Annotated in this window: 12 protein-coding genes and 1 pseudogene; 8 read left to right on the plus strand and 5 right to left on the minus strand. The window is 55.0% G+C overall.

The genetic code is table 11. From position 1 onward, the window contains the following. Window positions 1-44: 44 nt before the first annotated feature. Window positions 45-820, minus strand: a protein-coding gene (locus tag M655_RS01925; RefSeq protein WP_170206163.1) for an IS5 family transposase whose coding sequence is annotated in 2 segments (ribosomal slippage) — window positions 45-493 and window positions 493-820 — 777 coding nt in all. Because the reading frame shifts where the segments join, the coding sequence is not laid out codon by codon here. Between the two features lie 343 nt (window positions 821-1163). Here M655_RS01925 and M655_RS01930 point away from each other — a divergent pair. The 7 genes from M655_RS01930 to M655_RS01960 all read left to right on the plus strand — a co-directional run bounded on the left by M655_RS01930 (window position 1164) and on the right by M655_RS01960 (window position 8894). Then, window positions 1164-1472: a PepSY domain-containing protein gene (locus M655_RS01930; protein ID WP_025844602.1), complete on the plus strand. Its 309-nt coding sequence runs from the start codon at window positions 1164-1166 to the stop codon at window positions 1470-1472. 195 nt (window positions 1473-1667) lie between these two features. Beyond that, window positions 1668-3101, plus strand: a complete 1434-nt coding sequence (locus tag M655_RS01935) for a PTS mannitol transporter subunit IIBC (RefSeq protein WP_005835139.1) — start codon at window positions 1668-1670, stop codon at window positions 3099-3101. A gap of 64 nt (window positions 3102-3165) precedes the next feature. Further along, the gene (locus tag M655_RS01940) at window positions 3166-5274 is read left to right on the plus strand and encodes a BglG family transcription antiterminator (RefSeq protein ID WP_026557599.1); all 2109 of its coding nucleotides are present in this window, start codon (window positions 3166-3168) and stop codon (window positions 5272-5274) included. Continuing rightward, window positions 5271-5705 (plus strand): PTS mannitol transporter subunit IIA, encoded by a 435-nt coding sequence (locus M655_RS01945; protein ID WP_005827491.1) that lies wholly within the window; start codon window positions 5271-5273, stop codon window positions 5703-5705. Before M655_RS01940 ends, M655_RS01945 begins: the two co-directional genes overlap by 4 nt. Window positions 5706-5711: 6 nt before the next feature. Next, window positions 5712-6872, plus strand: a complete 1161-nt coding sequence (locus tag M655_RS01950) for a mannitol-1-phosphate 5-dehydrogenase (protein WP_026557598.1) — start codon at window positions 5712-5714, stop codon at window positions 6870-6872. A 19-nt stretch (window positions 6873-6891) separates the two neighbouring features. Then, window positions 6892-8619 carry a phosphoenolpyruvate--protein phosphotransferase gene (ptsP, locus tag M655_RS01955; protein ID WP_007777390.1) on the plus strand — a complete coding sequence of 576 codons (1728 nt, stop codon included), beginning with the start codon at window positions 6892-6894 and terminating at the stop codon, window positions 8617-8619. 14 nt (window positions 8620-8633) lie between these two features. After that, window positions 8634-8894, plus strand: a complete 261-nt coding sequence (locus tag M655_RS01960) for an HPr family phosphocarrier protein (protein WP_005827500.1) — start codon at window positions 8634-8636, stop codon at window positions 8892-8894. Between the two features lie 82 nt (window positions 8895-8976). Here M655_RS01960 and M655_RS01965 read toward each other — a convergent pair whose 3' ends face one another. Continuing rightward, window positions 8977-10692, minus strand: a complete 1716-nt coding sequence (locus M655_RS01965; RefSeq protein ID WP_026557597.1) for a sulfatase family protein — start codon at window positions 10690-10692, stop codon at window positions 8977-8979. 115 nt (window positions 10693-10807) lie between these two features. Continuing rightward, on the minus strand, window positions 10808-11878 hold the full coding sequence (locus M655_RS01970) for a YeiH family protein (protein ID WP_007777386.1): 1071 nt from the start codon (window positions 11876-11878) through the stop codon (window positions 10808-10810). Between the two features lie 131 nt (window positions 11879-12009). Between M655_RS01970 and M655_RS01975 the strand changes: the two genes are divergently transcribed. After that, complete coding sequence (locus M655_RS01975; RefSeq protein WP_005827505.1) at window positions 12010-12906, plus strand: LysR family transcriptional regulator; 897 nt, start codon at window positions 12010-12012, stop codon at window positions 12904-12906. 135 nt (window positions 12907-13041) lie between these two features. Here the strand turns inward: M655_RS01975 and M655_RS01985 are convergent. Beyond that, window positions 13042-13859, minus strand: a pseudogene (locus tag M655_RS01985) (sensor histidine kinase). After that, window positions 13750-14532: a histidine kinase gene (locus M655_RS01990; protein ID WP_026557595.1), complete on the minus strand. Its 783-nt coding sequence runs from the start codon at window positions 14530-14532 to the stop codon at window positions 13750-13752. The pseudogene M655_RS01985 and the gene M655_RS01990 overlap by 110 nt, the downstream one beginning before the upstream one ends. Between the last annotated feature and the right edge of the window lie 250 nt (window positions 14533-14782).

Consider the following 14782-nt stretch of genomic DNA (forward strand, 5'->3'; position numbering starts at 1 on the left):
TTATATTTTTTAATTACATAATCTAGGATGTGTCTGAAAACTCATTATTGAGTTAGTTTAAAGATGGACGCGACATATACAAACGCTAGGAATGATTTGGCCAGCTTGTCGTAACGAGTAGCGATTCGTCGAAAATGTTTGATTTTATTGAAGAAGCACTCCACCAAGTGCCGTTCTTTATAGCGGTACCAATCCACTTTCCAAGGATTTTTATTATTCGCTTTAGGCGGGATGGTGTACGCTGCCTGCTTAGCCGTAATCCAATGCCGAATGCCTTCTGAGCCGTAGGCTTTGTCACCAACAATATGGCTTCCCGTAAGATCAAACCCTTGAAGCAAATTGATCGCTGGAACGGAATCATAGACGTGCCCCCCCGTGAGAAGAAAAGCGAGGGGATTCCCTAATCCATCGACGACGGTATGAAGTTTGGTTGTCTTTCCGCCACGGCTGACGCCTATGTGCTGATTTACTTCGTGTCCTTCTGCGTTTTTTTAGCACCCGCACTGTGTTGATGAGCTTTGACCGATGTAGAATCGATGCTCAAGTTTTCAAAGTCAGGTTCTACGTGAAGAGCTTGGAAGATGGCGACAAGTAATCCGGTATCTCTCCACTTGCAGAAGCGACTGTAGACCGTTTTCCATGAACCATAACGTTCTTCCGGCAAATCTCGCCAAGCCGCACCACTTCGGGCAATCCAAAGAATGGCATTAAACATGGTACGATTACTTAATTTGGACGGACGTCCTGTTCGATAGGGGGGGAACATGTCCTGAATTTGTTCCCACTGTTCATCGTTTATTTCGTACCGTCTTTGAATCATGCTCGTTGCTCCATTCGTTTTTCCTAAATCATACCACATTTTCTTTAGTTTTCAGACACGTCCTAGTATGAATCCTTTCACAAAATCATCAAAATCGTGCTTAATACGAGTTCGGATAACTTCAAGATAACTATTCAACTTCTATTGTTATGTTTGCAGAAGTGCAAATGCCTGGCTTTGAAAATCCAAAGCTGGACAAGCCAATCCTTCTTGTGGAGTGAACGAGTATCACTTTGTAAAGCTTAGAGTGATGAACAGAGGCTTTCACTTGCATGTAACCGAGCAGATTGGTCAGACTACTGAATGATTTGTTATGCGATACATCAAAGGAGGAAGCCCATCCATGAAAACCCCAATCCCCTGGACCGCAGCAGTCGCGCTGGCAGTGGCACTCGGAGCGGCAATACCTGCGCCGATTCACGCAGTAAACACCCAGACAGCAGCAGTAGAGCCGATGCGTATTACGCAGGAGCAGGCAAGGCAAATCGCCCTGCAGCAAGTGCAAGGCCGCGTGCTGCACGCGGAGCTGGACACGGAAAACGGCGTGCTTGTGTACGAGTTCATCATTTTGACCGACCAGAACCAGGTGTACGAAGTAGAGGTCAATGCGGAAACGGGAAAAGTAATGAAGGTGGAAAGAGAAGATTTTTAAGGAGAAGAGACTTCGGCTTTGGGGGCTGGAGTCTTTTTTATGTGTGCCGGTTATTAAGTTTTGGCAACAATGAGAACGACAAATTCGCGCTTTGATTTTGTTGTGACGCTTATGTAAACGCTTTATATTTGAGGTGTGCACATTATTAATTTAATCTTGTCAACAATTTATAGAGAGGGTAAAGGAGGGTCCAGTATGGAGAACTTGGCGACAAAGAATCAAGCTTCCGGCAGTTTGCGAGTCTCGGTACAAAAATTTGGGCGGTTTCTCAGTGCGATGGTGATGCCGAACATCGGTGCGTTTATCGCCTGGGGACTGATTACGGCGTTGTTTATCCCCACGGGGCGATGGCCTAATGAGGAACTGGCCAAGTTGGTTGTTCCAATGATTACGTATCTGCTACCGCTTTTGATCGGATACACGGGTGGGAAAATGATTCACGATGTACGTGGCGGTGTCATAGGGGCCGTTGCCACAATGGGGATTATAGTTGGATCAGACATCCCGATGTTTTTGGGAGCAATGATAATGGGACCTCTCGGTGGTTGGATCATGAAAAAAGTGGACCAACTACTTGAAGGCAGAATTCGTTCTGGTTTTGAAATGCTGATTAACAATTTTTCGGCGGGAATAATTGGGGGGGTGCTTGCGATAATAGCATTCCTAGCGATTGGTCCGGTCGTGACTGGTCTTAGCAAAGCACTCGCTTCCGGTGTTCAAGTGATTGTGGATGCAGGATTGCTGCCGCTCGCAAGCATTTTAGTCGAGCCGGCGAAGATGCTGTTTTTGAACAATGCAATTAACCACGGTATTTTTAGTCCGATTGGACTGGAAGAGTCAGTGAGAACAGGGAAATCAATTTTTTTCCTCATGGAGACAAATCCAGGGCCTGGCTTGGGAATCCTATTGGCATATTGGCTGGCAGGGCGCGGCAACGCCAAGCAGTCGGCGCCAGGTGCGGTTATCATTCACTTTTTCGGTGGTATTCACGAAATTTACTTCCCTTACATCTTGATGAATCCGCGCCTCGTTTTGGCGGCAATAGGCGGCGGAATGGCAGGGGTCTTCACCTTCACGCTGCTTGGAGCAGGACTGGTGTCATCGCCATCGCCAGGTAGCATTTTCGCTCTCAGTGCAATGGCTCCGCGGGGCGGCTTGCTGCCAGTGTTGGCAGGGGTTGTTGCAGCGACAGTCGTTTCCTTCGTCATCGCGGCTGCATTGCTGAAAATGGGCGGCAAGTCTGATGAGGACGAGTTGGAAAAAGCGACGGAAAAAATGCAGGAACTGAAAGGCAAAAAGCAACCAGCAGCAGAAGGAGAAGAGGTAGCGGCGGCGAAAGCAGTGGTGGCTGCCGATGTGAAAAAAGTAGTCTTTTCTTGCGACGCTGGTATGGGCTCCAGCGCAATGGGGGCGGCATCCCTGCGCAAAAAGTTCAAGGATGCCGGACTTGGCGAGATCACGGTTATCAACACCGCAATCAACGACATTCCTGACGATGCCGACATCGTCATTACGCACAAGTCGCTGACAGAGAGAGCGCGGGCAAAAGCACCGTCTGCCGAGCACATCTCCATTGATAACTTCTTGAATAGTCCGGAGTATGACAAGTTGGTCAAACGGCTGGGGTAAAAGGGGATCAACGCTAGTGAAAGCTAGCGTTTTCCCTCTTTGGCGTTAAGGAGGGAGCAAGGGCATGCATGTATCCTCACGGCAGCGATCGATCATGGAAATTTTATTGCAGGAGAAAAAGGGCATAACCGTAGCGCAGATCGCCGAGCGAATCGGCGTGAGCACGCGAACCGTCCACAGGGAGCTGGACGCCCTCGACCCGCTGTTTGCCGAAAGCGGTCTGGAACTGGTGCGCAAGACGGGGGCCGGGGTAGAGGTTGTAGGCACACCCGAGCAAAAGCTGGCGCTGAAAATGTCTGTCCTGCACCAGACGACGACGGAGTTTACCGCCGAGGAACGCAAGGCGATCATCCTCTGCTCCCTGCTGGCAGCCACAGAACCCGTCAAGTTGATTTCGCTGGCGATTGATCTGAAGGTAACGACCGCCACGATCAGCCACGACCTGGACGATCTCGAGGAACTGCTCGGCCGTTACGACCTGACCTTGCTGAGAAAGCGAGGATACGGAGTCGAGCTGCTGGGAAACGAGGCGTCCAAAAGAAAGGCGATCAGCCGTTTGATTGCCGAGCATCTCGATGACCACGAGCTGATCGGGATTATTAAGGAAAACATTCAAAACAAATCTTCGCGGGACATGGACTCGATTTCCCGGCGGCTTTTGTCACTGATCGACCGGGAAAAGCTGATGAAGGTGGAAAATGCCCTGAGCCACCTCGAAGCCGAGCTGCCGTATCCGCTCGCGGACAGCGCCTATATCGGCCTGGTCGCGCATTTGGCACTGGCGATGGAGCGGATTGAAAAAGGCGAAAAGATTCGCTTCGACGAGCATACGCTGAGCGAGCTGGCGGGAACCCCCGAATACGTCGTCGCCAAAAACATCATGGAACGGCTGCAGCACATCTTTCAGATGGAGATTCCGCAGGATGAAATCGGCTATATTACGATGCATTTGCGTGGAGCGAAGCTGCGGCAGTCCCCCGAGGACGCCGTCTGGCCGGAAAATACCGAGCTGGCCGCCTTGACCGCACGCTTCATTGCCCTGTGCGAAGAGCGTCTGGGGCTTTCGCTGCGGGAGGACACGTCTTTGTTTCACGGCCTGCTGACGCATCTGGAGCCGGCGCTGTACAGGCTCAGGCGTCAGATGGAGATTCACAATCCGATCCTCGGCCAGATCAAGCAAAACTACCCGGAGCTGTTTACGGTGGCGAAGGAGGTGGTGGCGGTCCTCCTGCCTGAGCTGCAAGTGCCGGAGGAAGAGGTTGGCTATCTGGTCATGCATCTGGGGGCAGCGCTGGAGAGGGGGCGGCTGGAGCACCATCGCTATCGCGCACTGGTCGTCTGCTCCAGCGGCATCGGCTCGTCGAAGATTTTGGCGACGCGCATCAAAAAGGAAATTCCCGAGATCGTCAGCTTGCGCAACTTGTCCATGTTTGATCTGGGCAACGTGCCGCGCAGCGACTACGATCTGATTATTTCCACCCTGCCGCTGGCGCTCGACCCGGCAGAATACGTAGTCGTCAGCCCGCTGCTGCCGCAGGACGACATTCAAAAAATCAAGTTTCATCTGCACAACCGCCCGGTCCAGGTGGGGGCGGCGAAAAAGGAAAGCAAAATTGTGCCGCCTGGCAGGCAGTCGCAGGAGCAGTTGAAGGCGATGCAGCTCTATGCCACTTACGCCAATCAAATTCTCGATGGCTTATGGGGACAGCGCGTCAGTAACAGCCAGCACGATATGCCAGCTCTTTTGCGGGACATTTGCACAGAGCTGGAAAAACGGGAAACCGTCCTTGCGGCAGAGGCGGTCGTCGAGCAATTGATCGCACGCGAAAAGCTCGGCGGGCTAGGCATCCCCGGCACGTCCATGGCGCTGTTCCACGGCAGAAACGAGGCGGTGCAGAAAGCGTCGTTCACTTTTCACCGCCTGGAGCAGCCCGTATTGCTTCGCTCGATGGATGAAGAGGAGATGCAGGTTGACCTGCTGCTGCTTCTGCTGGGGCCAAAGGAAGTGCCCAAGGAAGGGCTGGAGGTGCTCAGCGAGGTCAGCTCACTTTTGATCGAGGAAGACATGCAGAACTTGTTGCAGACAGGAGAACCACAGCGCATTGCTGATTATATAGCAGGCAGGCTATATGCCTTTTGCCTGAAAAAGACAGGATGGGAGAGAACAAAATGAAAAACATACTGACCACAGAGAAAATCATGCTGAATGCAAAGGCAGCGAACAAGGAAGAAGCGATCAGACTGGCAGGCGAGCTGCTGGTTCGCGCCGGACACGTGACGGCTCAATACGTGGAAAAAATGCTGGAGCGCGAAGAGCTGGCGACCACCTACATCGGCAGCGGCGTAGCGATCCCGCACGGAACGAACGAAGCAAAGGCAGAGATCCAATCCACCGGAATCTCGGTTGTGCAGGTGCCGGATGGCGTCGATTTTGGCGAAGGGAATACGGCGTACCTATTGGTCGGGATTGCGGCAGTAGGCGATGAGCATCTGGAGGTGCTGTCCAATATCGCCATCCTTTGCTCTGAGGAAGAAAACGTGAAGCGGATCGTCCAAGCCGCTACAGCAGAAGAAATCATGGCGATGTTCACCGAGGAGGTGTAGTCGCTCATGCTGGCAGTCCATTTCGGAGCAGGCAATATCGGGCGCGGTTTCATCGGGCAACTGTTGAGACAGGCAGGCTACGAGGTTGTGTTTGTCGATGTGAACACAGCGCTGGTCGACGAGCTGAACCAGAGAAAAATGTATCACGTGCAATTGGCAACAGCAGGAAATCCCCAGTCGGTCGTGGAAGGAGTGCGGGCGATTCACGGGCAGGATGTCGAAGCTGTCGCTGCTGCTATCGCTTCCGCCGATCTGGTGACTACGGCTGTAGGGCCAAACGTCCTCGGGCCGATTTCGGGAGCGATTGCGGCAGGCATTGCGAAGCGACTGGCAGACAATCCGCGTCCGCTCAATGTAATCGCCTGCGAAAACATGATTGGCGGGAGCGCCAAGCTGAAGGAGCACGTTTTGGCGGGGCTCTCCGCAGAGCTGCAGGCACAGGCGACGGAGTTGATCGGTTTCCCGAATGCGGCGGTAGACCGCATCGTGCCGATCCAGCAGCATGAAGACAAGCTGCTCGTTGTGGTAGAGCCGTTTTTCGAGTGGGTCGTGGACCGTTCGCAGTTAGTAGGAGACGTGCCGCAGATCGAAGGCGTCACCTATGTAGACGATTTGGCTCCGTACATCGAGAGAAAGCTGTTTACCGTCAATACCGGCCATGCCGTGATTGCGTATCTCGGCTATCAGTTGGGATTGAAAACGATTGATGAAGCGATGCAAAACGAGAAGGTGGCGAAGGCTGCGAGAGGCGCCTTGCAGGAGACAGGAGCGCTTTTGGTAGCCAAGTACGGCTTTGACGAGCAGGCGCATGCGCAGTATATCGAGAAAATATTGGCGCGCTTCACGAATCCGCTGCTCTCGGACGAAGTGGTCCGGGTAGGGCGTTCGCCGCTGCGCAAGCTGTCCCGCCACGATCGGCTGGTAGGCCCTGCGCTGGAATGCATGGAGAGAGGAATCAGTCCCGAGCATTTGGGGTTGGCGATTGCCGCAGCGCTGTTGTTCGACTCGCCAGAGGACGAAGAAGCGGTGCGCATCCAGTCAGACTTGAAACTGTTCGGGTGGGAATATGCGTTGCACAACAACACGGGCATTCCGGCAGGCCATCCGCTGGAGGAAGTGGTGCGCAGACAAGCCCGGCTGATGCAGGAGTGGACCAGTACCAAGTAAAGAAAGGTGGGTGCAAGGAATGTCCCAAAAAATCGTAGGGGTAAAAGCTTCCGCAGGGGTAGCCATCGGCAAGGCGTTTTTGCTGACCGCTCCTGACATGCAAATCAAGACGGTAGCGGTAGAAGATGCTGCCAGTGAGATTCATCGTTTCGAGGAAGCGCTGGAACGGGCGAAGGCAGACTTGCAGCAAATTGCGCTGCGCGTGGAAAAAGAGATGGGCGCGGAGCAGGCCGACATTTTCAGAGCCCACCTGCTTGTCTTGGAGGACCCTGAGCTTGTCGACACCGTAAAAGACAAGATTACACAAGAAATGACGAACGCAGAAAGCGCCCTGCACGACGTCGCGCAGGCGTTTATCGGCTTGTTCGAACAGATGGACAACGATTACATGCGCGAGCGGGCAGCCGACATTCGCGATGTGACGAAGCGTGTCCTGGCGTATTTGCTTGGAGTGAACTTTTTTCATCCCGGCTCTTTGACAGAGGAAGTCATCATTGTGGCGGAGGATTTGACTCCGTCGGACACGGCGCAGCTTGACCGCCGCTATGTAAAAGGCTTCGTGACCGACATTGGCGGACGCACTTCGCACTCCGCGATCATGGCGCGTTCCCTGGAGATTCCGGCCGTGGTCGGGACGCAGACGATCACAAGCGCGGTTCAGCCGTCTACACTCGTTATTTTGGACGGGCATGAAGGCGTGGTCATCATCGACCCGAGCGAGGAAGAGATCGCGCTCTATACGAGGAAGCAGGCGGAGTACGCCGAGCAAAAGGCCGAGCTGGAAAAGCTGGTCCACAACCCGACCATTACGGCAGATCAGCATCACGTGGAGCTGGCGGCCAATATCGGAAGCCCGGCCGATGTGGCAGGCGCGCTCGCAAACGGCGCAGAAGGGGTTGGCCTTTTCCGCACCGAGTTTTTATACATGGGACGGGATGATTTCCCGACAGAAGAAGAGCAGTACCTCGCCTACAAGCAGGTGCTCGCGGGCATGGGCGACAAGCCTGTCGTCATCCGCACGCTGGACATCGGGGGCGACAAGCACCTCTCCTATCTGGACATGCCGGAGGAGATGAATCCGTTCCTCGGCTATCGCGCGATCCGGCTGTGTCTCGACAGACAGGAGCTGTTCCGCACGCAACTGCGCGCCCTGCTGCGGGCGAGCGCGCATGGCAATCTGAAGATCATGTTTCCGATGATAGCGACGCTGGAGGAGTTCCGCGCGGCCAAAGCGATCCTGGAAGAAGAGAAGCAGGGCTTGCAAAACAGCGGAGTCGCTGTATCCGATCGCATCGAAGTGGGTATCATGATTGAGATCCCTGCTGCCGCCATGATGGCAGATGTATTCGCGCGGGAAGTAGACTTTTTCAGCATCGGAACCAACGACCTGATTCAATATACGATGGCAGCGGATCGAATGAACGAACGGGTAGCCTACCTGTACCAGCCGTATCACCCTGCGGTCCTGCGGCTGTTGCGCAACGTCATCGAGGCAGGGCACAGCCAAGGCAAATGGGTAGGGATGTGCGGAGAAATGGCAGGCGATCCTGTTGCCGTACCGATCCTTTTGGGACTCGGCCTCGACGAGTTCAGCATGAGCGCGAGCAGCATTTTGCCAGCCCGCAAGCAGATTAGCCAGTTGAGCCGGGAGGAAATGGCAAAGCATATCGACGCGATTTTGCAGATGAGCACATCCGCGCAGGTAGAAGCGTTTGTCAAAGAAACAATTTTGCAAGAAGACATCTAAGGAGGCACAACAGGATGGTGGAGAAGAAAATTGTAGTCCAATTGCCGCACGGCTTGCATGCGAGACCGGCAGCTAATTTTGTGAAGATGGCCACGTCCTTTTCCAGCGAGATCAAGATCGTCAAACAGGAAAAGACGGTCAACGGAAAGAGTATCATGGGCATCATGGCTTCGGCGATCGCCAAAGGGGAGGAAATTACCCTGATTGCCGATGGCGTAGACGAGAACGAAGCGATTGCTGCGCTGGAAAAAGTGTTGCTGTCGCAAGAAGGATAAATTCCGGAAAAACCCCCTGTCAGAAAGGGGGTTTTTCTTTTGACACAAAGCAAAGCGCTTCGTGACAGCAAGCTTGCTTTCTTCAAGAGTGCGCTCCGTTGCCTTGCTGCCGTGACGCGCGTCGAGGCGTGAGCCGCTTCTGCTCTCGCTGTTCGACCAGCATCCGCTCCATCTGGCGGCGCACAGGCTCTGCGGAAGGATTGGCATAGGCAGGTGCGGCGAGATTGCGCATTTCAGATGGATCTGTGCTGAGATTGTACAATTCGTATTCGGGTTCGATGGCCGGGGAAGACTCGGCAGGTGATGGGGGCACCGCGAAGTAACGAGAGTATTTCCACAACTCCCGGTGTCCATGTCCAGCAGACGGCAGGCAGGCTATGACGGTTTCGATCCGGTTCGGCTCGATGACGGAGTGATAGGGCTGGCCGAACAGGCTGATCTGGTGCTGTCCTTTTGTCACATCATCCTCCGACATGAAGTATAGCGGCCCGGTATCGCTTGCGTCTGTTTCGCCGTTGCCGAGAATCAGCGCAGAGAAATCTTTTCCCGCAAGCGGGCGGACTTCGCTGTGAGTCAACTGCAATTCTGCGGAAATGGCCGCCACATCCGCATGGGCACAGCCGAGCAGGGTCGGGAGGATATCCACATGGCTGGTCAGCATTTCGGTAGACAGAGGCTGTGGAAAAAGCAGCGGATTGTGGATGATGAGCGGGAGGTGAATCGCTTCCTCGTAGGCGCAATACCATTTTTGATGGAGCCCGCCGTGTGCCCCCAGCAGTTCGCCGTGGTCGGATGTGAACAAAATCAATGTTTCCGGGTAAAAGGACGTTGCCGTCAATGCTTGCAGCACGCGCATGATCTGTTGATCGGCATTTTTTTGCAACTGGTAATACAAGCGGCGGTAAAAAGGCTCGTCTGAGATCGGCTGGAACGCTTGTGGATAAACCTCGCGATAGCTCGCCTGGCAGCGCGGCTTCGTCTCAAGCGATTCGTGCCGGGTCGGAGGCGGAGCGATTGCGGGCACGGATGGCTCTACTTCAAAGCGAAAAAGCGGAACTTGTGCCGAGATATCCCCATAGAGGGCGATATCGTGTGGATTGACAAAAGAAGCGACGATGAGCCACGGCTGGTACGTCTCCGGGCGTGTGAGCCGACTTTTTTCCTGATCGAGCCAACCGAGCAGGCTGACAACCTCGCTGCCGTACACCACGTCCCGGCCGTTTACGCCGATGGCGGCTGACGAGCCTGAATTGTGCGGGGATCTGCCGTGCGGCTCAGGGCCGATCCAGCCGGAAAAGCCGTAGTCGTTTAACCGATTGGCGAGCCAGTACAGGCGCTCCTTTTCCGGGTCGGGCATGCCTGTGCCTGAATCGTAGCTCAGGATGGGCAGGTGCGTGCCCGGTACCCAAATATCGCGATCGGATATGTGCCATTTGCCTTTGTAATACGTGCGGTAGCCGAGAGCGCGGAAGTAGTCGCCCATGGTAGGCACGGTGTTTGGATCGAGCCAAAACATGTCGCTGTCAGGGGAGCTTTTGGCGGCGCCGCTCGTCTGGGTGACGCCGTGCAGGGACGGGTACTGCCCGGTAAACAGCGTGGCCCTGCTGGGACAGCAGGCTGTCGCGCCTGCGTAGTGGCGCCTGAACTCCAGGCCGTGGCTGCGCAAAAAAGAATGAGCGGGAAGCTCTGCATCGCGCCATGCCCGCACAGAGGCTTCCTCGTAAGCGGGCGGATAGCGCTCCTGATCGACAATTATCAACAGGATGTTCGGACGGGTTTGAAAAAAGCGACTCAACATATGGACGCCTCCAGGTGAGATGTTCACACTGTTATCAACATATGGGGATAAGCTTTGTCCTTATCCACAAAAAAACGCCTGGCTGCGCACCAGGCGATGATGGGTTCTCCACAGGCTAGATCAGCATGTAGGACAGCGCGGATAACAGGATCGAGGTAATGGACATGGCGATCAGCGGCTTTGCCGCTTTTGAGCGCAGGGCACGCAGGTTGACGTTCAGTCCGAGACCGACCATCGCCATGGTCAGCACGAAGGTGGTCAATTGGGCCACTCCGGCGTTGAAGGCGGCGGAGACAGGAATGTGCTTGCCGAGCACGTAGCTTCCGAACAGGCTCATGACCAGAAAGCCGATCAAAAACCAGGGAAACTCGATTTTGGCTGCGCCTTGCCTTTTCCCGCTGCGCTTCATCCAGAACATCAAGAGAAAACAGAGCGGGACCAGCAGGAGCACGCGTCCCAACTTGGCCAACAGTCCCATTGCCAGGCCGTCCTGCCCGGCAGGCGCGGCCGCGAGTGCGACGTGGGCGATTTCATGCAGGCTGATGCCCGACCACATCCCGTAATCGACGGCAGTCATAGGCAGAAAAGGGCGCAGGACGGTGTAGGCGATTGCGAAAACGGTTCCGACGAGCGCGATGATGCCTACGCCAATGGCGGTATCTTCGTCTTTGGCCTGGATGATCGGCGAGACGGCAGCGATGGCCGCTGCTCCGCAGACTCCGGTTCCTACGCCGAGCATGAGCGAGAGCGAGGTGTCGGCTTTCAGCCATTTGGCGATCAGCATGGTGAGCGCGATGGAAAAAACGATGACTCCTGCGTCGTAGACAAGCAGTCCAAGTCCTTGATGCAAAACGACGCCCATATTCAGCTTCAGTCCGTACAAAATGATGGCGAGCCGCAGCAAACGCTTGGCGGAAAATTGAATCCCTGACCGCAGCGGCTCCGGATATCCCCAAAACTGGCGATAGGCCACGGCGATCAGGATGGCACAGGCCAACGGTCCGACCCGGTCAAAGCCGGGAATGTAAGCTAAGCCGTAACCCAGTAGCGCGATGACAAAGGTGAAGGCGACACCGCCGAGCCAGAAGGAAACAGGGGCAGGTATGTTGTGAGGCTTGCTTTCAGCTTTGACAGATGCCTGGTCGTTGTCGTTCAATGGCGCGCTTTCATGCAGCGGGGAGGCCATTGCGATCACTCCTCGAACAGATTTGACAACCAAAGCATAAAACAACTATAACAATAAGAAAAATAAATCATTGCTATGATGATGATAAGTAAAAGCGTATAGTTGTTGGAAAAAGAAGAGGGGGATGCTGCATGGATCAGCAACTGCGCGTATTTGTCACGGTCGCAGACAGGCAAAACTTTTCGCGGGCCGCCGAAGAATTGCACATGACACAGCCAGCCGTCAGCCAGTACATTCTCTCGCTGGAGCGGGCGATCGGGACGAAGTTGCTGGAGCGCAGCAACAAGTACGTCAGGTTGAACAAGGCGGGGGAGATCGTTTACCATCATGCCCGGGAAATTTTAGGGCTGTACACGCGCATGCAGAGCCTGGTCGACGACTTGATGAACACGCCGAGTGGGCATTTGACGATTGGCGCCAGCTACACGTATGGAGAGTATGTCCTGCCTCACGTGATCGCGAGGCTGCGCAAAGACTACCCTTTGATTACGCCGACGATCACGATTCACAATTCGACCGTCATCGCTGACCTGGTAGCGACCCGGCAACTGGATGTCGGGATCGTGGAGGGGGAGTACGTGAACGAAAAAATGTGCATCGAGCCGTTTGCCGACGATCGCATGTACGTGATCGTCTCCCCGCAGCATCGGCTGGCAGGCAAGGAGAAGGTTGCGGTCAGCGAGCTGATGCAGGAGACGTGGATTGTGCGGGAGGAAGGCTCCGGGACGCGGGAGGCGGCGGAAAAGATGTTTCGCCAGCTCAAATTCCAGCCGCAGAAGCGAATGGAGTTCGGCAGCACACAGGTGATTAAGGAATCGGTAGAAGCGGGCCTCGGGATCAGTCTCTTGTCCTATTGGGCGATCCGCAAAGAGCGCCAGTTGGGGACGCTCTGTACCTTGAAAGTAGCGGGCACGCCCGTGACGCGGGATTTTTCGCTGGTGACGAAATCGAACGAGTTCCAGACGAGAGCGTTGGAGATTTTCATGGATCTGATTCGCTCGCACGTGCCGGAGGGATCGCACGTCTGAAACGCGTCTAAAGCAGGCAAGCGGCGCAGTCTGCCAGACGCGCCGTATTTTTGGGAGGTGGGCATTCTCGGTCATGCCAAGATGCGAGTAACGCGCCTGGCGGTTTGTTTTTGCTTGCTGCCTTGTTGCCTGCGGTCATGCTTTCCCGGCAGGGGGCGTGGCGAGCGTCAGGCGGAAGGTAGTGCCCGCCGGACTGCTCTGCACCAGCTCTACATCGCCGCCATGCGCCCTGGCGAGCAGGCGGCAAATCGTCAGGCCAAGCCCGAGGCCGTGCTTTTTCTTCCGCTTGCTGTCCCCCGGTAGTACCGCTCGAAAATGAACGGGGCTTCTTCAGCGGGAATGCCTTTGCCGTTGTCGATGATGTCGAGGATGAGCTTGTCGGTTTGCCGGGCGACCACTTCGATGCGCGTCGCTGCTGCGGCCACGCTGTTGTTGAGCAAATTCAGCAAAATTTGTTTGAAATGCGCGCTGTCTCCGATCCAGACGATTTCCGGCTGGGGCAGCGTGATTTCGATGGCGGTTTCGGCAAAGGCAGGCAAGGTGCCGACTTGCGCGACGACCTGCTCCAGCAAGCTGGCGAGCTTGATTTCCTGCTTTTCCGCGTAGACAGCGCCTGCCTCCATCGAGGAAAAGTCGAGCAGGTCGTTGACCATCGTCTGCAGCCGCTTTGCTTCATCCATGCTGATCTGCATGAACTCGTCGGCATCGGGGCCTTTGACGACCCCGTCCTTTACAGCCTGTATCATCCCGCGAATCGACGTCACCGGGGTGCGCAGCTCGTGGGAGACTCCGGCCAGCAAGTCTGTGCGCATCCGCTCCAACTGCCCCAGCCGCTTGGCCATGTCAGCGAACGAGGAGACGAGCTGGCTGATCTCGGCTTCTTTGACCCGGGTGGAGTCGGGCAGGGCTGGCTCGTAGTTGCCGGAAGAGATTTGCTCCGCTGCCAGCGCCAATCGGCGAAGCGGCTGCGTAAGCGAACGCGACAGGACGTAGACCAATCGCCCAGCCGCAAAGCGTAATGATCCCGATCGAAACCATGATTGTGATGTACGTATGCACCAGATCGTTGTTGAGGCGGGTGCTGACGTAATACGTTCCCGCCACTGTGTTTTGCTCGTAGTACGGCACCCCGACCCGCAGCCATGTGGAGTCTTTCAGCGTGATGATCTCGCGCGTTTCTTGGCGGATGTCGGCGGGCTGGACAGGGGCAGGCAAGGTGACCGCAGTGCTGGCGAGAGCGAGATTTTCTTCCAGGCTGATCGCCGGCAACGCCGCGCTGTTTGCGGTAGCGTCCGCCAGCTTCACCATTTTTACGGCTACAGGCGCTTTGTCAGAGTCCGCCTCTGTCGCGGGAACTGCGAGTGTCAGCGCCGCTTTCATAAACTTGCCTTCTTTTTCAAGCTGCTTGAGCAGTTCGTCCACGGAGATGCCTTTTTCCTTTGCCATCTGCTCCAGATTAATGACCGGCTGCATTGGCACTTGCATGCCGTCGTTTTGGACGGTAACGGTTTTGGCAGGGAAAGTCGCGACAGCTTTTTGCACTGTGGATTCATCTGCGGCAAATGCAGAGCCTGCCATTGCGGATACGGCCAGAGCGATTACGGACATTGCGAGTTTCTTTTTCATGAAAAATTCCTCCTTGGGGTTTCGGTTTGTTTTTTGTTTGTGCCAGCTTGCGGGCTTGCCCGTCCCGGCTACACAACCAAGATAGCCAGGCCGTGTGTCCGTCAAATGACCGGAATATGGAAAAGTCGTGGAATACCGAAAACGCTTGCATTTTTTCTTGCCTTGTCATACATTAGAAGCAGGAATAAGATCGCAGAATTGGCGTGAATCTTATCCGAACAAGTGAATAGACAAAAGGCAAAGGTGCCCT

The organism is Brevibacillus sp. NSP2.1 (genome assembly GCF_000470975.2).
GTDB lineage: Bacteria > Bacillota > Bacilli > Brevibacillales > Brevibacillaceae > Brevibacillus > Brevibacillus agri.

Excerpts from the sequence above, each read along its gene's own strand:
- M655_RS01930 (WP_025844602.1), top strand. The coding sequence starts at position 1,164 with ATGAAAACCCCAATCCCCTGGACCGCAGCAGTCGCGCTGGCAGTGGCA.
- M655_RS01935 (WP_005835139.1), top strand. The coding sequence starts at position 1,668 with ATGGAGAACTTGGCGACAAAGAATCAAGCTTCCGGCAGTTTGCGAGTC.
- M655_RS01940 (WP_026557599.1), top strand. The coding sequence starts at position 3,166 with ATGCATGTATCCTCACGGCAGCGATCGATCATGGAAATTTTATTGCAG.
- M655_RS01945 (WP_005827491.1), top strand. The coding sequence starts at position 5,271 with ATGAAAAACATACTGACCACAGAGAAAATCATGCTGAATGCAAAGGCA.
- M655_RS01950 (WP_026557598.1), top strand. The coding sequence starts at position 5,712 with ATGCTGGCAGTCCATTTCGGAGCAGGCAATATCGGGCGCGGTTTCATC.
- ptsP (WP_007777390.1), top strand. The coding sequence starts at position 6,892 with ATGTCCCAAAAAATCGTAGGGGTAAAAGCTTCCGCAGGGGTAGCCATC.
- M655_RS01960 (WP_005827500.1), top strand. The coding sequence starts at position 8,634 with ATGGTGGAGAAGAAAATTGTAGTCCAATTGCCGCACGGCTTGCATGCG.
- M655_RS01965 (WP_026557597.1), bottom strand. The coding sequence starts at position 10,692 with ATGTTGAGTCGCTTTTTTCAAACCCGTCCGAACATCCTGTTGATAATT.
- M655_RS01970 (WP_007777386.1), bottom strand. The coding sequence starts at position 11,878 with ATGGCCTCCCCGCTGCATGAAAGCGCGCCATTGAACGACAACGACCAG.
- M655_RS01975 (WP_005827505.1), top strand. The coding sequence starts at position 12,010 with ATGGATCAGCAACTGCGCGTATTTGTCACGGTCGCAGACAGGCAAAAC.
- M655_RS01990 (WP_026557595.1), bottom strand. The coding sequence starts at position 14,532 with ATGAAAAAGAAACTCGCAATGTCCGTAATCGCTCTGGCCGTATCCGCA.